24 protein-coding genes are annotated in these 24,585 nt (G+C 65.5%); 12 read left to right on the top strand and 12 right to left on the bottom strand.

Going from position 1 to position 24,585, the window contains the following annotated elements; all coding sequences use genetic code 11:
• Position 1: 1 nt before the first annotated feature.
• Positions 2-1,609: an acyl-CoA ligase FadD12 gene (fadD12, locus tag AU187_RS06845; RefSeq protein ID WP_059166419.1), complete on the top strand. Its 1,608-nt coding sequence runs from the start codon at positions 2-4 to the stop codon at positions 1,607-1,609.
• Here fadD12 and AU187_RS06840 read toward each other — a convergent pair.
• The 5 genes from AU187_RS06840 to AU187_RS06820 all read right to left on the bottom strand — a co-directional run bounded on the left by AU187_RS06840 (position 1,606) and on the right by AU187_RS06820 (position 7,234).
• Positions 1,606-3,042, bottom strand: coding sequence for a WS/DGAT/MGAT family O-acyltransferase (locus AU187_RS06840; protein ID WP_059166479.1), 1,437 nt, complete (start codon positions 3,040-3,042; stop codon positions 1,606-1,608). The genes fadD12 and AU187_RS06840 overlap by 4 nt on opposite strands.
• A 73-nt stretch (positions 3,043-3,115) precedes the next feature.
• On the bottom strand, positions 3,116-4,129 hold the full coding sequence (locus AU187_RS06835) for a phosphotransferase (protein WP_059166478.1): 1,014 nt from the start codon (positions 4,127-4,129) through the stop codon (positions 3,116-3,118).
• A 67-nt stretch (positions 4,130-4,196) separates the two neighbouring features.
• Entirely contained in the window at positions 4,197-5,033 is an 837-nt protein-coding gene (locus AU187_RS06830; RefSeq protein ID WP_059101992.1) for a mycofactocin-coupled SDR family oxidoreductase, read from the bottom strand.
• Between the two features lie 44 nt (positions 5,034-5,077).
• Positions 5,078-6,205, bottom strand: coding sequence for a cytochrome P450 (locus AU187_RS06825; RefSeq protein ID WP_156442330.1), 1,128 nt, complete (start codon positions 6,203-6,205; stop codon positions 5,078-5,080).
• 312 nt (positions 6,206-6,517) lie between these two features.
• The gene (locus tag AU187_RS06820; protein WP_082691765.1) at positions 6,518-7,234 is read right to left on the bottom strand and encodes a TetR/AcrR family transcriptional regulator; all 717 of its coding nucleotides are present in this window, start codon (positions 7,232-7,234) and stop codon (positions 6,518-6,520) included.
• Between the two features lie 122 nt (positions 7,235-7,356).
• Here AU187_RS06820 and AU187_RS06815 point away from each other — a divergent pair, with 122 nt between their 5' ends.
• Together AU187_RS06815 and AU187_RS06810 are read left to right on the top strand one after the other, a co-directional pair.
• Positions 7,357-8,529: an acyl-CoA dehydrogenase family protein gene (locus AU187_RS06815; RefSeq protein WP_059166416.1), complete on the top strand. Its 1,173-nt coding sequence runs from the start codon at positions 7,357-7,359 to the stop codon at positions 8,527-8,529.
• 12 nt (positions 8,530-8,541) lie between these two features.
• Positions 8,542-9,324 carry an enoyl-CoA hydratase gene (locus AU187_RS06810; protein WP_059101988.1) on the top strand — a complete coding sequence of 261 codons (783 nt, stop codon included), beginning with the start codon at positions 8,542-8,544 and terminating at the stop codon, positions 9,322-9,324.
• Positions 9,325-9,411: 87 nt separating this feature from the next.
• On the opposite strand, the gene AU187_RS06805 is transcribed toward AU187_RS06810, so the two are convergent.
• The 7 genes from AU187_RS06805 to AU187_RS06775 are packed head-to-tail and all read right to left on the bottom strand — an operon-like array spanning position 9,412 to position 15,271.
• Positions 9,412-10,200, bottom strand: a complete 789-nt coding sequence (locus tag AU187_RS06805; RefSeq protein WP_059166477.1) for an acyl-CoA dehydrogenase family protein — start codon at positions 10,198-10,200, stop codon at positions 9,412-9,414.
• Between the two features lie 14 nt (positions 10,201-10,214).
• Positions 10,215-11,354 carry an acyl-CoA dehydrogenase family protein gene (locus AU187_RS06800; protein ID WP_059166415.1) on the bottom strand — a complete coding sequence of 380 codons (1,140 nt, stop codon included), beginning with the start codon at positions 11,352-11,354 and terminating at the stop codon, positions 10,215-10,217.
• Positions 11,351-11,815 (bottom strand): nuclear transport factor 2 family protein, encoded by a 465-nt coding sequence (locus tag AU187_RS06795; RefSeq protein WP_059166414.1) that lies wholly within the window; start codon positions 11,813-11,815, stop codon positions 11,351-11,353. Before AU187_RS06795 ends, AU187_RS06800 begins: the two co-directional genes overlap by 4 nt.
• Complete coding sequence (locus AU187_RS06790; protein ID WP_286131869.1) at positions 11,799-13,082, bottom strand: metal-dependent hydrolase family protein; 1,284 nt, start codon at positions 13,080-13,082, stop codon at positions 11,799-11,801. The genes AU187_RS06795 and AU187_RS06790 overlap by 17 nt, the downstream gene beginning before the upstream one ends.
• On the bottom strand, positions 13,058-13,387 hold the full coding sequence (locus tag AU187_RS06785; RefSeq protein ID WP_059166413.1) for a hypothetical protein: 330 nt from the start codon (positions 13,385-13,387) through the stop codon (positions 13,058-13,060). Before AU187_RS06785 ends, AU187_RS06790 begins: the two co-directional genes overlap by 25 nt.
• Entirely contained in the window at positions 13,380-14,723 is a 1,344-nt protein-coding gene (locus AU187_RS06780; protein ID WP_059166412.1) for an aromatic ring-hydroxylating oxygenase subunit alpha, read from the bottom strand. The genes AU187_RS06785 and AU187_RS06780 overlap by 8 nt, the downstream gene beginning before the upstream one ends.
• Positions 14,724-14,728: 5 nt before the next feature.
• Positions 14,729-15,271 (bottom strand): carboxymuconolactone decarboxylase family protein, encoded by a 543-nt coding sequence (locus tag AU187_RS06775; protein ID WP_059166475.1) that lies wholly within the window; start codon positions 15,269-15,271, stop codon positions 14,729-14,731.
• Positions 15,272-15,530: 259 nt separating this feature from the next.
• On the opposite strand from AU187_RS06775, the gene AU187_RS06770 reads away from it, so the two are divergent.
• The 9 genes from AU187_RS06770 (at position 15,531) to AU187_RS06730 (ending at position 24,512) form a co-directional block, all read left to right on the top strand.
• The gene (locus AU187_RS06770) at positions 15,531-16,826 is read left to right on the top strand and encodes an amidohydrolase family protein (RefSeq protein ID WP_059101983.1); all 1,296 of its coding nucleotides are present in this window, start codon (positions 15,531-15,533) and stop codon (positions 16,824-16,826) included.
• Between the two features lie 138 nt (positions 16,827-16,964).
• Positions 16,965-18,131 carry an acyl-CoA dehydrogenase family protein gene (locus AU187_RS06765; protein WP_059166411.1) on the top strand — a complete coding sequence of 389 codons (1,167 nt, stop codon included), beginning with the start codon at positions 16,965-16,967 and terminating at the stop codon, positions 18,129-18,131.
• A gap of 19 nt (positions 18,132-18,150) precedes the next feature.
• Complete coding sequence (locus AU187_RS06760) at positions 18,151-18,909, top strand: SDR family NAD(P)-dependent oxidoreductase (protein WP_059101981.1); 759 nt, start codon at positions 18,151-18,153, stop codon at positions 18,907-18,909.
• Positions 18,906-20,123 carry a CaiB/BaiF CoA transferase family protein gene (locus tag AU187_RS06755; RefSeq protein WP_082691764.1) on the top strand — a complete coding sequence of 406 codons (1,218 nt, stop codon included), beginning with the start codon at positions 18,906-18,908 and terminating at the stop codon, positions 20,121-20,123. Before AU187_RS06760 ends, AU187_RS06755 begins: the two co-directional genes overlap by 4 nt.
• Positions 20,120-20,914 (top strand): enoyl-CoA hydratase/isomerase family protein, encoded by a 795-nt coding sequence (locus AU187_RS06750; RefSeq protein ID WP_059166410.1) that lies wholly within the window; start codon positions 20,120-20,122, stop codon positions 20,912-20,914. The genes AU187_RS06755 and AU187_RS06750 overlap by 4 nt, the downstream gene beginning before the upstream one ends.
• A gap of 2 nt (positions 20,915-20,916) precedes the next feature.
• The gene (locus AU187_RS06745) at positions 20,917-22,062 is read left to right on the top strand and encodes a thiolase family protein (RefSeq protein ID WP_059101979.1); all 1,146 of its coding nucleotides are present in this window, start codon (positions 20,917-20,919) and stop codon (positions 22,060-22,062) included.
• 18 nt (positions 22,063-22,080) lie between these two features.
• Entirely contained in the window at positions 22,081-23,229 is a 1,149-nt protein-coding gene (locus tag AU187_RS06740) for an acyl-CoA dehydrogenase family protein (protein ID WP_059166409.1), read from the top strand.
• Positions 23,230-23,394: 165 nt separating this feature from the next.
• The gene (locus AU187_RS06735; protein ID WP_059101977.1) at positions 23,395-24,012 is read left to right on the top strand and encodes a TetR/AcrR family transcriptional regulator; all 618 of its coding nucleotides are present in this window, start codon (positions 23,395-23,397) and stop codon (positions 24,010-24,012) included.
• A complete protein-coding gene (locus AU187_RS06730; RefSeq protein ID WP_059166408.1) occupies positions 24,009-24,512 on the top strand; it encodes a hypothetical protein in 504 nt (167 codons plus the stop codon). The genes AU187_RS06735 and AU187_RS06730 overlap by 4 nt, the downstream gene beginning before the upstream one ends.
• Positions 24,513-24,585: the final 73 nt, after the last annotated feature.

Below are 24,585 nucleotides of genomic sequence, written 5' to 3'. Positions count from 1 at the left end.
CGTGGCCGACGTTCTCGGACTCGTGCAGACGCTGTGGCGGGCCGGCCTGATCGCGCCGCTGCGGCCCGACAAGTACCTGCGGATGGGCGCGGCGATGCGCCGGGTCGGAATGACTGCGACGGTCGGCTTCGCGGCGGCCGCACAACGGTGCCCGGACCGCCCGGGCCTCGTCGACGAACGCGGCACGCTGACCTGGAAGCAGATCGACGACCGCTGCGACGCCGTGGCCACCGGGCTGCAGAACCTGCCAGGCGGTACGCCGAAAACCGTTGCGGTGATGTGCCGCAACCACCGCGGTTTCATCGAGTCACTGGTGGCGTCGAACCGGGTGGGCGCCGACGTGCTGCTGCTCAACACCTCGTTCGCGGGTCCCGCGCTGGCGGAGGTGGTCGATCGCGAAGGCGCCGACGTCGTCATCTACGACGAGGAGTTCGCCGCGATAGTCGAGCGGGCGATGGCCGACAAGCCGGATGCCGTCCGCGTCCTCGCCTGGACCGACGGGCCCGCCGACGGGCGGACGCTCGACGGGCTCATCGATGCCAATCTCGGCAAGCGACCGGCTCCCGCCGAACGCAAGAGCGACATCATCCTGCTGACGTCGGGCACCACCGGAACGCCGAAGGGCGCCAAGCGCGGCGAAGGCAGCGGCGGCGCAGGCGATCTCAAGGCGGTGCTCGACCGCACACCGTGGCGCGCCGAGGAGGCGACCGTCATCGTCGCACCGATGTTCCACGCGTGGGGCTTTTCTCAACTGCTGTTCGCCGCGCTGCTGGCCTGCACCATCGTCACCCGCCGCAAGTTCGATCCGGAGGCGACCCTGGACCTGGTCGACCGGTACCGGGCGACCGGCCTCGTGGTGGTGCCGGTGATGTTCGACCGGATCATGGACCTGCCCGAAGAAGTGCTGAACCGCTACAGCGGCAAGTCACTTCGGTTCGCCACGGCATCAGGGTCGCGGATGCGCTCCGACGTGGTGATCAAGTTCATGGACAGGTTCGGTGACGTGATCTACAACAATTACAATGCGACCGAAGCCGGAATGATCGCCACCGCGACGCCGAGCGACCTGCGGGCCGCGCCCGACACGGCCGGAACACCCGCCGACGGCACCGAGATTCGCATTCTCGATGCGGAGTTCCATGAGCTTCCCAACGGGCAGACCGGGCAGATCTTCGTGCGCAGCGGCACGCTGTTCGACGGGTACACCTCGGGCAAGACCAAGGACTTCCACGAGGGCTTCATGGCGTCGGGCGACGTGGGCTACCTCGACGACGCGGGCCGGTTGTTCGTGGTCGGTCGAGACGACGAGATGATCGTCTCCGGCGGAGAGAACGTCTATCCGATCGAGGTCGAGAAGACGCTGGCCGCGCATCCCGACGTCGAGGAGGCGGTGGTGCTGGGCGTCGACGACGAGCAGTACGGCCAGCGCCTCGCGGCATTCGTCGTGCTCGGCGGCGGTGCGAGCGCCAACCCGGACGACCTCAAGCAGCACGTGCGGGAGAACCTGGCGAATTACAAAGTGCCGCGGCAGATCACGGTCCTCGACGAGTTGCCGCGGGGCAGCACCGGCAAGGTGCTGCGCAACGATCTCCGCGATCTGGTGACCTAGGTCGTGGTGGCGGTGGCCGGCGCCATCGCCGTATCGACCGTCGTCAGCGCCGGAAGCCCTGCGGCGTCACGTATTTCGGCCAGCCCGTGGATCATCGCGTCGGTGGCTTCATGGACGTCGTCGAAGGTCTGGTCATCGGAGAGCACCGAGATGTCGACCTGATCGACGTAGCTCCACACCGTCATGTTGAACGCACTGCCCGGCGACAGCACACCGACCGAATAGATCTCGCTCACCTTCGCGCCTCCGACATGACCGTGCCTGCGCGGTCCGGGGACGCTGGAGATCGCGACGTTCATCAGCGGATTGTGGGACGCACGTCGGGCCTGCCAGCGGAACAGTGCCGGCGCGAGCGGCGGCGGCAGGTAGTCCATCATCCGCGCCTGCAGTGTGGGGCCGAGTAGTTCGTAGACCTCTTTGGCTCGCGAGGTCGCGAAGGACGTCAAGCGGACGCGTTCCAACGGGTCGTCGATGTGTACGGGCAACGACACCGACAGCCCGCCGATTTCGTTGCCGGTGATCCGGTCGGGCGACCGGTCGGTGGACACCGGCACCGACGCCATGATCGGCCGGTCGGCCCGCCCGTCGTAGCGCAGCAGCAGTTCTCGCAAGCCACCGGCCGCCATGGCCAGCAGAAGGTCGTTGAACGTCACGCCGAGGTGTTTGGCCGTCTCCTTGACGTCGGCGAGGGACGCCGAGGCGGTGGCGAAAGTGCGGACAGGCGACACCACATGGTTGAGGAATGTGGGTGGCGTCTTGAACATCTTGGCCAGATCGGGGGACTCGCTCTGGCCCCGGAACCGCCGCCGCAAGCGACTGACGCCCCGCCCCGCGTCGACGAGAAGGCGCGGCAACGCCGCGACGTGGCGAGCGTTGTCGCGGCCGGCCTCCCGCAGCAACTGCGCCTTCGTCGGCGGATCGCATGTCGCATAGTCTTCGCGCTCGTCCTGGGTCCCATCGGCCAGATCCATCAGCCGCGCAAGCAGATTCGCCGAGGCGACGCCGTCGGCCAGCGTGTGGTGCACCTTGCCGATGAGCGCGAAGCGGTCGTCAGCCATTCCCTCGGCGAAGTGGAACTCCCACAGCGGCCGGGTGCGGTCGAGCGGCGTGCTGGCGATTCGGCCGATCACCTCGTCGAGCTCGCGGCGGCCGCCCGGGCTCGGTACCTGCACGCGGCGCAGGTGATAGTCGAGGTCGACCGGGCAGTCCTCGAGCCACATCGGATGATGCAGCTTCCACGGGATGTCAACAAGCCGGTAGCGCAACGGGTCGAGCAGGTGCAGCCTCCGGGCGATGGTGCGCCGGAACAGGTCGAACGTGAACTCGCCGTCGAAGTCGGCGGCGTTGACGATCGCCACCTTCAACGTGTGCGTGTGCAGGTTTGGTGTCTCGCTGTAGAGCAGCATGGCGTCCATGCCGTTGAGTCGCTTCACACGCACCCCCTGCGGACCGTCGGCCCCGAAGGCTCTATCGAACCACCGGACCGTCAAGATCGGGGGATTTCGGCTAAGTGATCGCCGCCAGCGCCGCCCGCGTGTCGAGGTCGAGGAACGCCGCCGAATACCGTTGCGCCAACGCGAGGCAGACGGCTGCGTCCTGCCAGGCGTCGCCACCCGACAGGGTGGCCATCCAGATGGCCAGCCCGTGCGCGACGGACGCGCGGTACCGTAGCCAAACCTCTTCGGCCGACGGAAGTTCGGCCGCGGGCAGGGTGAGCGCCGCGCGGTACTCGTCGAGCAGATCGCGCTCGCACCGCCTGCGGTCCTCGATCGTCAACGCGCCCTGCAGGAAATAGCCGAGATCCAACGACCAGTTGCCGCGGCGGGCCATCTGCCAGTCCAGGAACCCGACCTCGTCGCCGGGAAGGACATAGGTGTTGCCGATGTGCGGATCACCGTGCAGCAGCGTCTGAGGCGCAGTCGTCAGCGTGCCGATGTAGCGGGCCCAGACGTCGACGAACAGCTCCGTGCCGCTCAAGCCGAGAATCTCCGAGGATACCGAATTCCCGAGTCGCTCATGGGCGATGTGCAACGGGGCGTACTCGAGCCCTTCGAACGCGACGAACGGCTCGAGCCAGCCCAGCGCGGGGTCGGCGGTCAGCCGCTCACCCCAGAACTGGCTGTGCATCCGCGCCAGCCCGCGGACTCCGTTGGCGACCTGCTCGACCGACATCGGCCGGGTCGAGTCGCGCGGATCGGCGCCCCGGGCGACGACATCCTCCATGATCATCAGGAAATTGGAGCCCGGCTCGTCGATGAGCGCCGCGTAGACGGTCGGATGGTCGAGCGGCAGCGTCACACCCGAGCTGAAGAGTCGCGGTTCGTGGAACAGGCCGCTGGTGAGCGCGACGAGCTCGGCGTGGTCGGGGTCGACGGCCTTAGCGAACACCGTCGCAGGCCCCGAACCCGCCGAGTACGTCAACGCCAGCCGCGCCCGCCGGTTGGTGCCGTCGTCACGCAACGCGACGGTGACACGTTCGACGGTGGCGCCCGGAAAGTGCTCGGCGAGCGCCGCAGTCATCCAACCGGGAGTGATTTCGTCCCAATTACCGGGCAGGGACAGCTCCGCTGCGGTGGTCACCCGTGAGCTACTTCAGGCAACTGCCGCCGTCGACGGGCAGAGTCACACCGGTGATGTAGCGGCTCTCGTCGGAGGCGAGGAACAGCACGGCGTTGGCGATGTCCTCCGGTTCGACCCAACCGATCGGCAGCGTATGCATCAGCTGGCCGACAACCTTCATGTCGTCGGGGCCCGGGTTCTCCAGATCGGGCCGGAACAGTTTCATCGTCGGTTCGTTCATGAACAGCGGGGTGTTGACGTTCGTCGGGTGCACCGAGTTGACGCGGATGTTCTGCGCGCCCAACTCGACGGCGAACGTCCGCATCAGGCCCACCACACCGTGTTTGGCGGCGACATAGTGACCCGTGTGCGGGTAGGCCTTCAAGCCGCCGACCGAGCTGGTCAGGATGATCGAGCCGCCGCGGCCGCCCGCGAGAATGTGCGGGACACCGGCCTTGACCGTCTTCCACACGCCGGCCAGGTTGACGTCGATCATGTCGGTCCAGTCGCCCTCGCTGGTCTTGTCCAGCGTCTCGCCACCGTTGCCGATGCCGGCGTTGGCGACGATGATGTCGAGCCTGCCCATCTGCTCCACACCGGCGTCGACCGCGGCCTTGAGCGCGTCGAAGTCGCGGACGTCCACCTCGGCGGTGTAGATGCGGCGGTTCAAACCCTTGACCAGGTCGGCGGTTTCGGCCAGATCCTCCGGAGTGGACAGCGGGATCCGCACGCTGTCGATCTGCTTGCAGATGTCGACGGCGATGATGTCGGCGCCTTCCTGCGCCAGGCGGACGGCGTGCGCGCGGCCCTGGCCACGGGCGGCGCCGGTGATGAAAGCGACCTTGCCTTCGACACGTCCAGTCATTGGTTACCTCAATTCGTAGTTGCTGGAAGGAAATTCATAGAAGGTCACGGAAGGAGAGCCGGCATTGACTCCCAGCCGCGGACAGTCGATGTCGGGGACAGCGACGCGTTGGCCATGTCGACGTCCCATTCGGGGAAGCGCTTGAGGATCTCCTCGAGGGCGACGCGTCCCTCGAGCCGGGCGAGGGCCGAGCCGAGGCAGTAGTGCGTGCCCACGCTGAATGCCAAGTGCTGACGGGGTTCCCGGTGGATGTCGAACACATCGCCGTCCGGCGGGAACTGGCGGTGATCGCGCACTGCGGCGCCGATCAGCATCATCATCACGCTGCCCTCCGGCACCGTCCGGCCATAGAATTCGGCGTCGCGGGTGACGTAGCGGGCCACATGCGGCGCGGGTGGTTCGAAACGCAGAATCTCCTCGATCGCCTGGGGGATCAGGGTCGGGTTCTCAACCAGGTCGCGGCGCTGATCGGGGTGTTCGGCCAGCACCTTGCCCGCCCAGCCGATCAGTCGCGTCGTGGTTTCGTTGCCTGCGCCGGCCACCACATTGAGATAGGTCAGCAACTCCTGGCGGGTCAGCCGTCTGGTGGTGCCTGTCTCGTCGACGAACTCGGCGTTGAGCAACTCGGTCATGATGTCGTCGGAGGGATGCTCGACGCGCCAGTCGATGTAGGCCTCGAACAGGTCACCGACCGCGAAGTCGGTGCCGGCCTTCATGGGTTGGCCTGCCTCCGTGCGCAATTGCGCGTTGGCGTGATCGCGGATCATCTCCTGGTCGTCTTCGGGGATGCCCAACAGTGCGCTGATCACCTTCATCGGCATCTGCGCGCCGAGGTCGGCGACGAAGTCGAATCGCGAGGCGCCTATCAACGGGTCCAGGCTCTGGGCGCAGTACTCGCGTATCACCGGCTCGAGCGCGTTGACCTTGCGCGGGGTGAACATCCGGGCCAGCAGCTTGCGGTGGATGTCGTGGATCGGCGGGTCCTCGAAAATCACTGTGCCCGGGGGCATCTCGAGGTTGGCCTTGATCAACTCGACGATGGCGCCGCGGGCAGAGCTGAAGGTTTCCCAGTCCACCAGGGCCCTGTTGACGTCCGCGAAGCGGCTGACCGCGTAGAAGTCGTGCTGCTCGTTGTAGTACAGCGGCTGCTCGTCGCGTAGCCGCCGGAACATCGGGTACGGATCGGCGTTCAGTTCTACGTCGTACGGATCGAAGTACACGGCGTCGACGGTCGGATTCTGGGCACTGATCGTCACGGGGTCGCCTCTCGGTGGACCAGGGTGGCGTAAGACATCGGACTGGTATTTGTCTCACAACTCTGGCATTCGCCACACGAGGGTGTCAACAAGCGATTCATCTTCGCCTAATCCGGCTCTTCTTTCCGAAGAACATCGTTCTCAGATCGGCCGCGGTCGTCGACTCGTCGACGCGCTTCGGGGGAGAGAACACGATTCTCGCTCAAGGCGCGAGAACGCAGTTCTCGGCTAGCGGGCGGCGAAACCGTGGGAGCAGAAATCCCACACTTCGTCGGCTGTGATGGGCTTGGTGGTGCCGTCTTCGGCGCCGTTCGACTGCGCCACGAACATCACCGTCTGCATGGTCATCGCCGCCATCCGCTTGGGATTGACGCCCTCGCGGAGTTGACCGGCCTCGCCGGCCTCTTCCATCAACTCGGTGAGCAGTGCCAGCAGCGGCGCATGGGCGACGCGCACCTCGGTCGGATGCGACAGCAGAAGCCGGGGTGCGAAGTCGGTGAACAGCGGCCGCTTCGCCGTGGGGTCGGGCCGCGACGACTCGAAGAGCAACTGCACCGCGACCTTGAGCCGCTCGATCGGCTCATCTTCAGTGGTGGTGGCGGCGCGGATCTGGTCGGCAGACCGGCTCAGGGCGTCCTCGAAGAGCGCCAGCAAAAGCTCGTGCTTGCCGTCGAACTGCAGATAGAAACTGCGCAGCGACTGCCGCGAGCGGTCGACGACCTCCTGCACGGTGAAGTCCGTGCTGCCCTTCTCGATGATGATCGCCTGAGCGGCATCCAGGAAGCGCTGCACCCGCTGCGCGGCCCGGAGTTTGGCGGTTTTGATCGATCGCTCGACCGCGCGTTGCTTCCAGGCCGGCTCTTCGCTTGGGCTCGTCACCGGCGACTCAGACGCAGGTCGAGTGGGGAGAACATGAACTGACTGTACCGGAGAACGCCTTGCCATTGCGGTCCTCGACCCCCTCGCGGCCAACGTGTCAGAGATTGTAACTTTCTCACGATGAGAATAGTATTCTCATTTTGGAGATAACAGTAGCCTTACCAAAAATTTGATCCAGCGGGAGTCTCGTGCAGCTGACCTTCGATGCTGATGTCGAGGCGTTCCGCGCCGAGTTCAACGCGTTCCTCGACGAGCATCTTCCCTCCGACGCCGCGGCCGTCGAGCGGTCGCGGTCCAGCAGTGATGTCCCGGCCTGGGCTCGGGACTGGCAGCGGCTGATGTTCGACAACGGCTGGCTGCTGCCGGGATATCCGCCGGAATTCGGCGGCCGCAACGCCACGATCCTGCAGCAGTATGTCCACCAACAGGAACTGGCACGCCGTCGCGTGTATCTGACGTACAACCCGCAGGGTGTGGGCATCATCTCCGCATCGCTGATCTCGTTCGGCACCCCCGAGCAACAACAGCGTTGGGCGGTTCCGATGCTGCGGGCCGAGATCACCGCGTCGCTGGGGATGAGCGAACCGGGCGCGGGGTCCGACCTTGCGTCGCTGCGCACCAGCGCCGTCCTTGACGGTGACCACTTCGTCAACGGGCAGAAGGTGTGGACGTCGGGCGCACACGACGCCGATGTGTTGCTGACCTTTGTCCGCACCGATCCGAAAGCCGCCAAACACAAGGGCATCAGCGTGCTGCTGATCCCGACCGACCGGCCCGGAGTGGTGCGGCGGCCGTTCGCATCGCTGTGCGACGTCGACGACCTGGACTTCAATGAGGTTTTCTTCAACGACGTGCGGGTGCCCGTCGAGAACCTGGTCGGGCCGCTGAACGAGGGCTGGCGGGTAGCCAACGGTTCGCTTGGTCATGAGCGAAACATGTTGTGGCTCAGCTATGCCGATCGCCTGCAGGAGCTCGTCGAAGATTTCCGGCCCTGCTCCCCGCTCGATCGTGACCGGTACGCCGGGCTGGTGATGGACAACCAGGCGTTGCGGCTGCTCGGCTCGGTCGCGCTGGCCCGCGCAGCACGCGGCGATGAAGACGTGTCCGCGCTGTCGGTGCTCAAACTTCTCGGCTCGGAGGCGTCGCAGGCGGCGACGGAGTACGCGCTCGCCGCCGCGGGCACCGACGCGCTTTTCGCGCCGAACTTCTCCGGCCCGTACAGCGCTCATCACCTCGACCTGTACAGGTGCGGCTGGTTCGAACGCTACGTGCGGACGTTCGGCGGCACGATCGCCGGCGGCACCTCCGAGATCCAACGCAACATCATTGCCCAGCGACTGCTGGGCCTGCCGCGAAATTAGAAGGATTGCAACATGTACATCGAATACGACGTCGCCGACCGTATCGCGACCATCACGTTGAACCGGCCCGAGGCTGCCAATGCGCAGAACCCGGAGCTGCTCGATGAACTCGACGCGGCGTGGACCCGCGCGGCAGAAGACAACGAGGTCTCGGTGATCGTGTTGCGTGCCAATGGGAAACACTTCTCAGCCGGGCACGATCTGCGCGGCGGGGGACCCGTACCGGACAAGATCACGTTGGACTTCATCATCCAGCACGAGGCCAAGCGTTATCTGGAGTACACGCTGCGCTGGCGCAACGTGCCCAAGCCGTCGATCGCCGCGGTCCAGGGCCGCTGCATCTCCGGCGGGCTGCTGTTGTGCTGGCCATGCGACCTGATCATCGCCGCGGACGATGCGCAGTTCTCCGACCCGGTGGTGCTGATGGGTATCGGCGGCGTCGAATATCACGGCCACACTTGGGAACTGGGTCCGCGCAAGGCCAAGGAGATTCTGTTCACCGGGCGGGCGATGACGGCCGACGAGGTGGCCGGCACCGGCATGGTGAACAAGGTGGTGCCGCGCGATCAGCTGGACTCGGAAACCCGGGCGCTGGCCGAGCAGATCGCGAAGATGAATCCGTTCGCGCTGCGGCAGGCCAAGCGTGCGGTGAACCAGACGCTGGATGTGCAGGGTTTCTACGCGGCCATCCAGTCGGTGTTCGACATCCACCAGACCGGCCACGGCAATGCCCTGAGCGTGGGCGGTTGGCCGGTGCTGGTGAACCTCGACGAGATGAAAGCCAACATCCAGTAGGTGGGTTCATCGGCGCGAGCGACCGCCAACTGTACGCGGTGACCGGCGTGTCGGCGTACAGACACGGTCGCTCGCGCAGAAGGGGAGCTACAGGTGCGCGAGGCGGGGGGCCGAGCCGCGGGCCCGCAGTCCGGCGCCGGCCTTTCGGGTGAGTTCCCGTGAGCTGCCGAGCAATCCGTCGAGCACGAGGGCGCGCTTGATGTGGCGATGCAGATCGTGCTCGGCGGTGAAGCCGATCCCGCCGAGCACCTGCTGGCAGTGCTTGGCCGCGGTCAGCGCCGCCTTGCCCGCGGCCGCCTTGGCCAGCATCGCGGTCAGGTCGGCGCTTTCGGTCCCGGGCAGACCGAGTGTCGCCTCGGCGCCTTCGATCGCCACCAGCGTCTCGGCCAGCCGGTGCCGAACCGCTTGAAAGGACGCGATCGGCTTGCCGAACTGCACCCGGTCCAGTGCGTGCTGGCGGGCCAGGGCCAGCATCCCTCGGGCCGAGCCGACCAGCCACCAGCCGACGGCCCGTCGCGCCTCGCCCATCCGCATCAGCTCACCGTCGGGCACACGGCGCAGCGGCAGATCAGCCAGTGTGGGTTCGTTGTTCGACGCGCGTTCCCACACCACCCAACTGCCCCCGGCGTACGGCATCGGCGGCGTACCGCCCGGCATGCCACCAATGGTCTCCAGCAGCACATCGTTGAGAACCGAAGCGTGTGAACCCGTTTCGCCCAACAGCCGGAACACCAAGGGAATTGCCTGATCGGGCATATCCGACAGCATCTCGGCCCAGCCGAGCTCGGCCAGCGCGGCGTCCAGCTCGGCGCCGGAGGCCGACAGCATCGTCTTGCGCAGCGTGTCCTCGAGCATCGCCAGCGATTCGGCGTCCATACCGGTCTCCACGGTCACTCCTTACCGAGATCGAGCAGGCGACGGGCGATGATGTTGCGCTGCACTTCGGCGGTTCCGCCGTAGATGCTCGCGGCCCGGGAGTACAAAAACTCTGTCCGCCATGCGTCGTCGTCGAGTTCGATCCTGCCGGGCAACAGATCGCGCGCGGTGTCGTAGAGCCGTTGCTCGGCGGTTGCCAACAGCACCTTGTCGATCGAGGTGTCGGCACCCAGCTTCTCAGCGCCCGCCAGCCGGTACTGCGTCGCACGCGACCGGCAACGCAGCGTGTGCAGCGCCAGATAGGCCTCGCCCAGATCCGAGTCCGATGCCGTGCCAAGCCCTTTGACTTCGTCGATGAGCGCGTCGAACCGCGAGTACAGATAGGCGATGCGCTGCCAGAAACAGGTCGAACGCTCATAGGGCAGCAGATCCATGGCCAGCTTCCAGCCGTCGCCGGGCCGGCCGAGCATGCGGTCTGCAGGCACGACGACGTCATCGAAGTAGACCTCGCAGAACTCGTCGACGTCGTGCATGGTCTGCAGCGGACGCACCGAAACCCCTGGTGAGTCCAGGTCGACGAAGAACGCCGTGATGGCCTCGTGGTTCGGGGTGCCCGCATCGCCGGTACGGGTGAGCAGGATGCAGCGCGTCGCGTACTGCGCGAAGCTCGTCCACACCTTCTGCCCGTTGACGATCCAGGAGTCACCCTGCTGCACAGCACGAGTCGTCAGCGAGGCCAGATCACTGCCCGCACCGGGTTCGGAGAAGCCCTGGCACCAGGACTCCTGACCCGACAGCAGCCGCGGCACCATCTCGGCGGCCAGCTCGGGCCGGGCGTAGTCGATCATCGTGGGGGTCAGCACGTCGAGCATCGAGTACGGCCCGGGATGGTCGAGCCCGCGCCCGACGATCTCCTCGCCGACGATGGCGCGCAGGATATCCGGTCCGCCCAGGCCACCGGCCGACTCCGGCCACCCGTAGCGCATCCAGTCGGCCTCGTACAGGGCCTTGAGCACGCGCAAGTGCTGGGCTTGATGCGCGTCGAGGGAATGGTTGTCGGTGAGCGGGGTCAGTTCGCCGGAATCGAGCTTGTCGTCGAGCCATCCGCGCAGCGCCGTGCGGAACGCGGTGGGATCGAGGAGGTTGTCCGTCATCGCGCTTCCGGAGCCGCATCGGGGTCGGGCCGTCCGATCGCGTGGGGGCGGCCCGAGTCGTGTTCCCCGCTGCGCCGAATGAACGTCATGGCACGGGTTTTCAGCCGCCAACCGTCGTCGGTGCGGACGTAGGTGTCGTTGTAGTAGCCGATGCGCATGTCGTGTTTGGAATGCTCGATGAAGCACAACGGTTGGGTGCCTGACGCCTTGTCGGGGTCGTTCTGATCCAGGTGCACAAGTGATGTCCCGGTCATGAACAGACCCTTGGGGGCGGCGTCGACCAACTCGGGGAAGCGGTTGAGCGTGTAGGTCGAGCCGAACGCGCTGTAGGTGCCGTCCGGCGTGAACACCGAGATCAGCCCCTTGATGTCGCCCTGGGTGATGGTGACGGCGTACTTCGCCAGCAGTTGCTGGATCTCGACGATGTCGTCGGTCCTGGTTTTGTCAGTTGGCACAGTCATTCTTGAAGACCTTACCGCCCTTCATTACAAAGTTGACATCGCGTGTAACGCTGATGTCGGTCAGAGGGTCGCCGGGTACCGCGATGATGTCGGCGAGAAAGCCTTCCGCGATGCGGCCCAGGTCCGGCTTGTCGATCAGGTCGGCGGCGACGACGGTCGCCGCGCGCAGCACCGCCGCGGGGGGCATACCCCAGTCGACAAGGGTCACCAGTTCATCGGCGTTCTTGCCATGCGGAATCGCGGGGGCATCGGTGCCGACGGCGATCTTGACACCCGCCTCGTAGGCCGCCTTGATCGACGTGCGCGCCTTGGGGAACATCTCGGCGGCCTTGTCCTGCAACGCCTTCGGCGCCTTGGACACGTCCATCGCCTCGGCCAGCCGACGCGTCGTCACCAGCCACCGGTCGTTGTCGACCAGCATCTGGATGGCCTCGTCGTCCATCAGAAAGCCGTGTTCTATGCAGTCGATGCCGCAGGCGACCGCGTGCTTGACGGCCTCGGCGCCATGGGTGTGAGCGGCAACCCGCAGGCCACGCCGATGCGCCTCGTCGACGATGGCCCGCAGTTCCTCATCCGAATAGTGTTGTGCGCCCGCCTCTCCGGTCAGCGACATCACGCCGCCGGACACGCAGACCTTGATCAGCTCGGCGCCGTGCTTGATCTGGTACCGCACTGCCTTGCGGATCTCGTCGACACCGTTGGCGATGCCTTCCTCGATCGTCAGCTCCAGCGCCCCGGGCATGAAGGCGGCGAACATCGTCGGGTCGAGATGGCCGCCCGTCGGGGTGATCGCATGCCCCGCCGGAACGACGCGCGGACCCTCGATCCAGCCGGCATCGATCGCCCTGCCCAACGCGACGTCGAGTAGGTAACCGCCTGTCTTGACGAACAATCCGAGGTTGCGCACCGTCGTGAAGCCCGCCCGCAACGTGCGTCGGGCATTGCCCACGGCGCGCAGCACGCGGGTCGCGGGATCGTCCTGCACCTGGGAGAGGCCGGGGTTCTCGCCCCGGCCGCCCATCAGCAGGTTGACCTCCATGTCCATCAGGCCGGGCAGAAGGATCGAGTCACCCAGGTCGATGACGTCGCCCTCCGCTGCACCACCGATGGCGACGATCCGGTCGCCCTCGACCCGCACGACGCCGGGCCGGACGATCTCGCCGGCGTCGACGTCCAGCAGACCCGCTGCCTTGAGGGTCACTACGCCCGGCGATGGGCCGCTCGCGCGAAGAGCAGACAATGTCAGACCACCGGCTCCTTGATGCATGTGATGTACGTGGCGCCACTGTCGAGCACCCGCGGCTGCTTCCACACTTCGATCGGGAACGACACGTTGACCAGTGACTGCATCATGTGGATGAGAGCCTTTGCATCCTCGGGCATTCCGTCCAGGGGGAACCTGGCGTCGCAGTATTCCATGACCGCCTCGAGCCGCGGGAACGCGGTGTCGTAGAAGTCCTGCATCTCGGCCATCGTCGAGGACAGCCGCTTCTGATAGCGCTCCTCCTCGGTGGGCAGGCACCAGTCCGTGAACCGCTCGAGGTCGGCGAATTCTTCGGGCAACTCAGGCATTGATCGCATCCTTCTGGCTGGCCGGCGAGGTGGCTTGACCGTTACCCCCACCGTTCTCGAGGCCCTTTTCCTTCTTGTAGGCGTTCACGTAGTCCCACGCCGTCTTATGCAGATGGCGCAGCAGGATTTCCTGGTCACACAGCGGGAATTCCTTGACCACCCCGGTGTTGATCATCGTCTGGGTGGCTTCCAGCGTGTTGGCGTCCTGGAACGCGTACTCCTTGAACGTCACCGCCGCGAGTTCGTGCGCAAGCCGCTCGCGGGTGTTGGTGGCGGGAACGAAGTAGAGCGTGCACTCGAAGATGTGCTTGTCCACGTCCGTGGGCCAGTAGTGGTAGGTGAGGTACCAGCCCGGCGCCCAGAGCAGCAGCGTGAAGTTCGGGAAGAACTCGAAAGAGTCCTGGCCCCAGGACGGATGGCGCGCCGGATTGACCGCCGGCGGCAGCTCGTCGGGCAGAATGCCTTTGATGTTGGGGCGGTCCCACGGTCCGAACAACCCGCTGTGCAGCACGCGTTCGATGGGCTTGACCATGTTCAGGTCCTTCGGCGGGCTCATCCCGCCCCACGACGAGATCATCGAGTGCCTGCCCTTGATGTCGTAGTGCAGGGCCTCGAAGCCGTAGCTGGCCAGCTTTTCGGCTTCCTCCTTGACCGCCTGCTTCATGTGCAGGACCGGTGCGTGGTAGAACTCGACGAATGCGTCGATGAACAGCTTCCAGTTCGAATTGACCTCGGCCCGATAGGAATACGTCTCCGTCATCTCATGGAAGGGATAGCCCTCCAGGCCCTTGGCGAACTCGCCGAGGTAGTCCGTGAGCGGTTCGGCGTTGTTGTCGAAGTTGATGAAGATGAAGCCTTCCCACACCTCGCAGCGCACCGGCACCAACCCGTAGTCGGCCTTGTCGACGTCGAAGAACTCGCCTTCCTGCTGGATGAACGTCAGGTCACCCTTGAGGTTGTAGCGCCAGGCGTGGTACTTGCAGGTGAACTGCCGGCAGGTACCGGAAACCTCTTCGCCGGGATAGTCGTTCCACACCAACTTGTTTCCGCGGTGGCGACACATGTTGTAGAACGCGCGCACCTCGTTGTCACCGTCCTTGACGATGATCACCGACGTGCCCGGGCCCGCCGATGGCATCTCGCGAGTGAAGTAGCTGCCCTTTTTGGGAAGACGTTCCACCCGACCGACATTCAGCCAGCACTTGCGGAAGATGGCTTGCTGCTCGAGCTTCCACTGCTCGGGGTCGATCGAGTCGGTGTAATCGACTGGCGAGGTACCGAGCTCGGGCCAGTGTTCGGTCCAGCTTCCCTCGGCTGGTTTGGGGAAAAACGCCACGATATCTACCTCTCTGCGTGCATTTCGGAGTCGGGTTCTACGCCGAAAGTGTTGATCGCCATGGCCAGTGCGCCATAGCAGCCGATCGTGAAGACGAGGTCCATCAGCTGACGTTCCTCGAGGTGCTCGGACAAGGCGGCCCACGTCGCGTCGGAGACGTTGGCCTTGTCCTGGAGTTCGTCCACCGCATGCAGTACGGCCCGGTCGAGCTCGTCTGAGGCCTCGCCGCGCTGCATGGCATCGATGACCTCATCGGTCAGACCCTCGTCACGGCCCATCTCGACGTGGTGCCGCCACTCGTACTCACAGTTCGTCAGATACGCGACGCGGAGCACCGCCAACTCGCGCAGCCGGGGCGGCAGCGTCGAGGAGAACAACAGGTGATTGTTGAACCGCAGGAACGCCCGGGTGAGCTTCGGGTGCCGAACCATTGTGGCGAGCAGATTGCCTGCGTCTTCGGGGTTGCGCCGCTCCGCAGGCAGCATGCCGGAGATCGAGTGGTCGACGGCTTCATCCCACTCTTCTGCGGGCAGCGGCGACACGCGCAAGGCGACTCCTTTCTGTGTCCTCTCGACGATGAGAATCAGGTTCTCATATTTCGCCAATAGATTTCCACCTTTCGCGGGAATGGTCAACGTGTGACGCCGGAACGGGTGGTCACGACGGTGCGGCGCGGGGCCCAACAGTGCTGCCAGAGGGGCCTAGGGTGGCTTTCGGACATTGATTCTCGTACGGTGAGAAGATAGTTTCCTCACATTGAGAACAGCGTGATGGATAGCCTCGGAGGATGCGACGAAAGGAACGGGCATGAACAAGGACGACATGATCTTGATCAGCGTCGATGATCACATCGTCGAACCGCCCGATATGTTCAAGAATCATCTGCCGCGCAAGTACATCGATGAGGCGCCGCGGTTGGTGCACAATCCCGATGGTTCGGACACCTGGCAGTTCCGCGACACGGTGATCCCCAATGTCGCGCTCAATGCGGTCGCCGGGCGGCCCAAGGAGGAGTACGGCCTGGAGCCCCAGGGCCTGGATGAGATCCGGCCCGGCTGTTGGCAGGTTGATGAGCGGGTCAAGGACATGAACGCCGGGGGCATTTTGGGTTCGATGTGTTTTCCGTCGTTTCCGGGTTTTGCCGGCCGGTTGTTCGCCACCGAGGATCCGGAGTTCAGTTTGGCCTTGGTGCAGGCCTACAACGACTGGCACGTCGAGGAGTGGTGTGGGGCCTATCCGGCGCGGTTCATCCCGATGACGCTGCCGGTGATCTGGGATCCGGTGGCGTGCGCGGCAGAGATTCGGCGCAACGCCGAGCGTGGGGTGCATTCGTTGACGTTCACCGAGAACCCGTCGGCGATGGGTTATCCGAGTTTTCATGATTTCGAGCACTGGAAGCCGATGTGGGATGCGTTGGTCGACACCGAGACGGTGCTCAATGTGCACATCGGGTCGTCGGGGCGGTTGGCGATCACGGCCCCGGATGCACCGATGGATGTGATGATCACGTTGCAGCCGATGAACATCGTGCAGGCCGCGGCTGATCTGTTGTGGTCGCGTCCGATCAAGGAGTATCCGACGCTGAAGATCGCGTTGTCTGAGGGTGGGACTGGCTGGATTCCGTACTTCCTGGAGCGGGTGGATCGCACCTACGAGATGCATTCGACGTGGACGGGCCAGGATTTCGGCGGCAAGTTGCCCAGTGAGGTGTTCCGCGAGCACTTCTTGACCTGCTTCATCGCCGACCCGGTCGGGGTGGCGGTGCGCCACCAGATCGGGGTGGACAACATCTGCTGGGAAGCCGACTACCCGCACAGCGATTCGATGTGGCCCGGGGCCCCCGAGCAGCTCGACGAGGTCCTCAAGGCCAACGACGTGCCCGACGACGAGATCAACAAGATGACCTTCGAGAACGCGATGCGCTGGTACCACTGGGACCCGTTCACCCACATCAGCCGCGAACAGGCCACCGTCGGCGCCCTGCGCAAAGCCGCCGAAGGCCATGATGTCTCGATCCAAGCCCTGTCGAAGAAGGAAAAGACCGGCGCGAATTTCGCGGACTTCGCAGCGAGGGCCAAGGAGCTGACCGGCAACAAGGACTGAACATGGGACGATCCTCCGGCCGACGACTGGGGGAGCGTCTCGTAGTGCGCCGGTGCGGGAAGGGCGTTCACGCGCCGGCGCACTGACGTGTGCGCCGTTGAGTAGAGGAGATCAGACGTGTCAGACGTGTCTGGGGGGATGACGTTCGAGCTGAGCGAGGATCAGCAGATCATCCGCAAGTCGGTTGCCGAACTGTGCAGCAAGTTCGACGACGAGTACTGGATGAAGAAGGACCTGGCACACGAGTTCCCGCAGGAGTTCTACGACGCGATTGCCTCCGGCGGGTGGCTGGGCATGACCATCCCGGAGGCATACGGCGGGCATGGGCTGGGCATCACCGAGGCCACGCTGCTGCTGGAGGAGGTTGCCCGATCCGGTGCGGCGATGAACGGCGCCAGCGCCATCCATCTGACGATTTTCGGGATGCAACCGGTCGTCAAACACGGCTCCGACGAACTCAAGGCCGCGACGCTGCCGCGGATCGTCAACGGCGATCTGCACGTCTGCTTCGGTGTCACCGAACCCGATGCGGGACTGGATACTTCGCGGATCACCACGTTCGCCAAACGCGAGGGGGACCACTACCGCGTCAACGGTCGCAAGGTGTGGATCTCCAAGGCGCTGGAGTCGGAGAAGATCCTGCTGCTCACCCGGACCACGCCGTTCGACGAGGTCAGCAAGAAGACCGACGGTATGACGTTGTTCCTCACCGACCTCGACCGCGACCACGTCGACATCCGGCCGATCAAGAAGATGGGCCGCAACGCCGTCAGCTCCAACGAGGTGTTCATCGACGACCTGATGGTCCCGGTGGGCGACCGCGTCGGCGAAGAAGGCAAGGGCTTCAAGTACATCCTCGACGGGCTGAACCCCGAACGGATGCTGATCGCCGCCGAAGCGCTGGGCATCGGGCGGGTGGCGCTCGAGAAGGCGGTCAAATACGGCAACGAGCGGCACGTGTTCAACCGGCCGATCGGCATGAACCAGGGCCTGCAGTTCCCGCTCGCCGACTCGTTGGCCCGACTGGACGCCGCCGAGTTGGTGCTCCGCAAGGCCACCTGGCTCTACGACAACGGCAAACCCTGTGGGCGCGAGGCGAACACCGCGAAATACCTGTGCGCCGACGCCGGTTTCGGTGCCGCCGACCGTGCACTGCAGTTGCACGGCGGCATGGGATATTCGGAGGAATATCACGTGTCGCGATACTTCCGCGAGTCCCGGCTGATGAAGATCGCCCCCGTGAGCCAGGAGATGATCCTGAACTTCCTGGGTGAACACGTCCTGGGCCTTCCCCGTAGTTACTGACGATGGAGAGCACTACCGAATGAGCACCTACTTCGATCTGACCGGCCGTTCGGCGCTGGTGACCGGCGCCGCCGGGGGCATCGGCTCCGCCGTCGCACAGGCCCTGGCCGACGCGGGCGCGGCCGTGCTTGTCACCGACGTCGACAAGGATGCCGCCGCCGCTGTGGCCGAACGCATCTCGGCAAGCGGTAAGCGCGCCGAAGCCGCCGCGCTCGATGTGTCGGACCGTGAGTCCGCCGACGCCGCTGCCGCGCAGGCCGCTGCATTGGCCGACGGCAAGCTGCACATCGTGATCAACAACGCCGGCGTCACGAAGCCGGCGATGTTCGAGAAGACGTCGCAGGAGTCGTTTCGGTTGCTGTTCGACATCCACGTGATGGGCGCGTTCAACGTCACGCAGGCGGCGTTGCCGCACATTCCGACCGACGGCACCGGGCGCATCGTCAACGTCACATCGGCGGCGGGCCTGACGGGCACGCTGGGGCAGGTCAACTACTCGGCGGCCAAGGCGGGCATCATCGGGTTCACCAAATCGCTTGCGCGCGAACTTGCGACCAAAAGCATCATGGTCAACGCGCTGGCCCCGCTGGCCGCCACGCCGATGACCGAGACCATCCGGACGAACGAGAAGTTCGCGGCCAACATGATGAACCGCATCCCGATGAAGCGGTGGGCCGAGCCGTCCGAGGTCGCGGGTGCGTTTGTGTTCATGGCCTCCGATGCGGCGTCCTACATCACGGGGCAGGTGCTGCCGGTCGACGGCGGCATGGTGATGTGACAGCCCAAGCCCCGCTCGCCGGGATCACCGTCGTCGCAATGGAACAGGCCGTCGCCGCGCCCATGTGCACCCGCGTGCTCGCCGACTTCGGTGCCCGCATCATCAAGATCGAAAATCCCAACGGGGGCGACTTCGCCCGCGACTACGACGATGTGGTCAACGGGCCCGGCGGCCTGGCGGCGCATTTCGTCTGGTGCAACCGCGGCAAGGAGTCGGTGACGCTCAACACCAAGGCCCCCGAGGGAATGGACCTGCTGCACCGGCTACTCGACCGGGCCGATGCGTTCGTGTCCAACCTGGCGCCCGGCGCCATCGCCCGCATGGGTTTGGCGCCCGCAGACCTGGCGGTGCGGCACCCGAACGTGATCCCCGTCGAGATCGACGGCTACGGTCCGGGCGGGCCGATCTCCCACAAGCGCGCGTATGACCTTCTCGTGCAGGCGGAATCAGGATCGTGTGCCGTTACCGGATATCCGGGCATGCCCGCGAAGCCGGGGCCGGCGATGGCCGACTTCACTACCGGCCTGTACGCGGCCACATCGATTCTGGCGTTGCTGATCGGCCGCAACAAGAAGAGCACCGAGACGGCACCGTCGGTGGCGCTGAGCCTGTTCGACGTGATGACCGATGTGATGGGCTATCAGCTGACCTACACCCAGCACTCGGGGATCGACCAGGAGCCCCTCGGGGTCGGCTCACCAGCCGTCGCGCCCTACGGCGCGTTCCCGACGCGCGACGGGCAGACCGTGGTGCTCGGCACCACCAACGACAGGGAATGGCAGCGGGTGGCGCGCGAGATCATCGACCGCCCCGATCTCGCCGACGATCCGCGCTTCGCCACCAACCCGGGCCGCTGCGCACATCGCGAGATACTCGACCAGGCCATCGGAAATTGGTGCGCACAACACGATCTCGCCGAAATCCAGAAGATCGCCGACGACGCCGGAATCGGCAACTCGCGTTACAACGTGCCCAGCGAGGTGGTCGCGCATCCGCAGTTGACGGCGCGGGACCGCTGGCGCACGGTCGACACACCCAAGGGCGAGATCCGGGCGCTGCGCCCGCCGCCGGTGATCAACGGATTCGAGCAGCCGATGGGCGCGGTCCCGGGGCTGGGCCAGCACACCGACGCCGTGTTGAGCGAACTGGGGCTCGCCGCAGCCGATCTCGAGCGGTTGCGGGCCGAGGGCGTGATCGGACCGGCCTACTCGTGACCGAGCACGTCCTGTTGACGTCCGACTGCGATGGCGTCCGTACGCTGACGCTGAACCGGCCGGAACGCAAGAACGCGATCAACGCGCAGTTGTGGGAGGAGTTGGCCGACGCCTTGCGGGCGGCGGCCCGTGACACCGAACTTCGCGCGGTGGTGATCACCGGTGCCGGCGGGGCGTTCTGCTCGGGCGCCGACATCGGCACCGGAGAGGACATTCACCCGCGCCACAAGCTGCGCAGGCTCACCGATGTCGCGCTGGCCCTGCACGAACTGTCTGTGCCCACGATCGCCAAGGTGACCGGCGTGGCCGTCGGCGCAGGCTGGAATCTCGCGCTCGGGTGCGACTTCGTCGTTGCGACCCCGGAATCGCGGTTCTGCCAGATCTTCTCGAAGCGCGGACTGTCGGTCGATCTGGGCGGATCCTGGCTGCTGCCCAAGCTCGTCGGCCTACAACAGGCCAAGCGGCTGGTGTTGCTGGCCGACATGATCGACGCCGAGGAAGCGCGGAGCCTGGGGCTGGTCACCTGGGTCAAAACCGCCGACGAAATCGACTCCTTCGTAGTAGATCTGGCGGCGAAATTGGCGGCCGGTCCGCCCGTCGCGCTCGCGCAGAGCAAGGCGCTGCTCAACGACGGGGCCAACGCGACGCTGCGTGAGGCGCTGGCCAACGAAGCCCGCGCGCAACCGGGCAACTTCGCCACGGCAGACTCGTCAGAGGCGTACGCGGCGTTCGCCGAGAAACGTCAGGCCACCTTCACCGGGCGGTGGGCCGTGTCCAGATCGGAGAGATGACAATGCGTGAGACCGTGATCGTCGAGGCCGTACGCACCCCCGTCGGCAAGCGCAACGGCGGGCTGTCGGACATGCACGCCGCGGACCTGTCCGCGATCGTCCTCAACGCGCTCGTCGAGCGCGCGGGTATCGATCCCGACATCGTCGACGACGTCGTCTGGGGCTGCGTGTCGCAGGTCGGCGACCAGTCGAGCAACATCGGGCGATACTCGGTGCTGGCCGCGGGCTGGCCCGAGTCGATTCCGGGCACCACAGTCAACCGGGCTTGCGGATCGAGTCAGCAAGCGCTGGACTTCGCGGTGCAGGCAGTGATGTCCGGACAGCAGGACGTCGTCGTCGCCGGTGGCGTCGAGGTGATGAGCCGGGTGCCGCTCGGGGCGGCCAGGGCAACCGGCATGCCGTACGGCCCGAGAGTGCTTGACCGGTACAAGGATTTCTCGTTCAACCAGGGCATCTCGGCCGAACTCATCGCCGAGAAGTGGGGCTTCTCGCGGACCCGCCTCGACGAGTACTCCGTGCGCTCGCACGAGTTGGCCGCCGCCGCCCAGGACAGCGGCGCGTTCGAGACGCAGCTCATGCCGGTGTTCACCGAGGGTGAGCCCGTGGTCGCCGACGAAGGGGTGCGGCGGGGAAGCACCGTCGAGAAGCTCGCGGGACTCAAGCCAGCGTTCAAGGACGACGGCGTCATCCATGCGGGGAACTCCTCGCAGATCTCCGACGGCGCCGCAGCGCTGCTGGTGATGGCGGCCGACAACGCGGTGGCACTGGGGCTGAGCCCGATCGCCCGATACCGCGCCGGCGCGGTCACCGGCGCTGACCCGGTGCTGATGCTGACCGGCCCGATCCCCGCGACCGAGAAGGTTCTCCACAAGTCCGGCGTGACCCTCGACGAGGTCGGAGTGTTCGAGGTCAACGAGGCGTTCGCACCGGTGCCGCTGGCCTGGCTCGCCGAGACGGGTGCCGATGAGAGCAAACTCAACCCGCTGGGTGGCGCAATCGCGCTCGGGCATCCACTCGGAGCGTCCGGTGCGGTGCTGATGACCCGGATGCTGAACCACATGCGCGACAACGGCATTCGATTCGGCCTGCAGACCATGTGCGAGGGCGGCGGAACCGCCAACGCCACATTGGTGGAACTCATCGCCTGAACTGACCAGAGGATCGTCGTGCAAAGAAATCTGTTCACCGAGGACCACGAGGCCTTCCGCGAACTCGCCCGCGACTTCGTCGAAAAGGAGGTGGTTCCGCACTATCCCGAGTGGGAGAAGGGCGGACGCATGCCTCGCGAGGTCTTCAAGCGGATGGGATCGCTGGGCATGCTCGGCATGGCCATCCCCGAGGAGTACGGCGGGGCCGGCACCGACGACTACCGCTACAACGTCGTGCTTCAGGAGGAGGCGGCGCGCGCGTTGGTCACCCTGTCGACGGTTCGTACGCAGCTCGAGGTGATCCTGCCCTATTTCTTGCATTACGCGAACGACGAGCAGCGCACGCGCTGGTTTCCCGGCTTGGCGTCGGGCGAGTTGTTGACCGCCGTCGCGATGACCGAACCGGGTACCGGCTCCGACTTGGCCGGGATGCGGACCACCGCGGTGCGCGACGGTGAGGACTGGATCCTCAACGGCGCCAAGACGTTCATCACCGGCGGCATGCAGGCCGATCTCGTGATCGTGGTGGCACGCACCTCGACCGACCCGGACAACCGGCGCAAGGGGCTCACCCTGTTCGTCGTCGAGGACGGGATGCCGGGCTTCACGCGGGGTCGCGAGCTGGAGAAGATGGGCTGCAAGGTCCAGGACACCGCGGAACTGTCCTTCGTAGACGTGCGGGTGCCGGCCGCCAACGTGCTGGGGGAGGAGGGCGAGGCGTTCGGCTACCTCGGCCACAACCTGCCCCAGGAGCGGCTCACCGTCGCGGTGGGATCCGTCGCGCAGGCTCGCTCGGCGATCGCCGCGGCGATCGACTACACCAAGAACCGCAAGGCATTCGGCACGCGGGTGGCGTCGTTCCAGAACACGAAATTCGAACTGGCGGCCTGTTCGACGGAGGTGGAGGCCGCGCAGACCATGCTGGACCGCGCAGTGAGCCTGCATGTCGATGGGCAGTTGTCCGCGGCTGACGCAGCGCGAGTGAAACTGTTCTGCACCGAGATGCAGCAGCGCGTGGTGGATCGCTGCCTGCAGTTGTTCGGCGGATACGGCTACATGATGGAGTATCCGATCGCGCGGTTGTACACGGACGCGCGAGTGGCCCGCATCTACGCCGGTACCAGCGAGGTGATGAAGGTGATCATCGCCAAGTCGCTCGGCCTCTGAGGGATTTCGGTGTAGTTGGTTGCGCTTGGCGCGCATTTCTACACCGAAATCGCCGTTGACCTGCCGGTGTGACGACGGCCCAAACCTTTTTTCGCTGAGATGCTTGTCACAGCGGCAAAACCTACCTACTGTGTGTTCACTAGGTTGGTTGAACGAAGGGGTCGAGTGTCCGCCACGGAGTCTGTGAGGCCGTACGCCACGCTCCTCGCCAAAGGCGAGGACCGCAGGCAGCGCATCCTTTCGGTGGCCGAACGCCTGCTCGCGCGCAACGGGTGGCGCAGCACGTCGCTGGCGCAGATCGCCAAGGAAGCCGGCGTCACGCCGGCAGGTCTGCTGCACCACTTCGAGTCCAAGGAGCAACTGCTCAACGCGGTGCTCGACGCCCGCGACGCCGACGACGCGATCCATGCCGACTACCGCTCCGGCGACCTGGTCACCGAACTCGGCCGGGTGCCCGAACGGTTCGATCGCGCACCCGAGCTGGTCGGCACGTTCACGGTGCTGCTGGTGGAGAACATCGCGCCCGATGCACCGCTGCACGACCGCTTGGTCAAGCGCTACAGCGATGCGGTGGACATCATCGTCGGGATCATCCAGCGCGGCCAGGAATGCGGCAAGTACCGCACAGATGTCGACGCGGCAGCCAAGGCCGTGGAAATACTCGCGTTCATCTATGGAATGGAGACCCTATGGTTGCTCGACCCCTCAATTCAGTTGGCCGAGGTGTTCAAGGGGTACGCCGAGTCGCTGGGGCGCGAGTTGGCGCCACGGAGCTCGACATGAGGTATCGCCTGGATGTCGTCGCGCCAACCGTGTCCGACGCGGTGAGGTACGCGGGCGGCTGGATCTACGACAGGGTGATGGCCGGATGGGATGTCACGGTCCTGGTCGGCGGCGACGACGACCTCCGCCCGCTGACGATCCTGGGCGCCAGGACGTTGGATCTGGAATCGGTGCTGCAAGCCTGGCAGGACCGGCCGCATCCCCAGACGATCGCGGTGGCCGCCGAGATGTTCGAACGTGATCCGCGCGTGCTCGCCCACGTGCGCACCGCGCTCGACCAGGGCGCCACCGAGGTGACGCTGTGGGGCGAGCGGTTGCCCGCCGAACTCGACAGCAGCGTTGACTCCGTCGAGCATCACTTGAGCGCAGCGGCACGGGCTTTCAAGGACAAAGCGCTTGCCGCGGCCCAGGATTCGGGCACCGGCGGCGTCCACTCCTGTGAGACGTTCCGCTGCGGGATGATGGTTTCGGTCGCCGCGGACCTGGTGCCCGCCAGCTAGTGTCCTGAGTCATTAATTCTGGTGCAGTAGTTGCCGATGCTGGTGAGGATTTGATCGGCGGTTTTGGTCCAGA

It is taken from the genome of Mycobacterium sp. IS-1556 (assembly GCF_001499985.1).
Lineage (GTDB): Bacteria > Actinomycetota > Actinomycetes > Mycobacteriales > Mycobacteriaceae > Mycobacterium.
The sequence above is the reverse complement of the archived record's forward strand: the minus strand, read 5'-3'. Positions and strand labels throughout refer to the sequence as shown.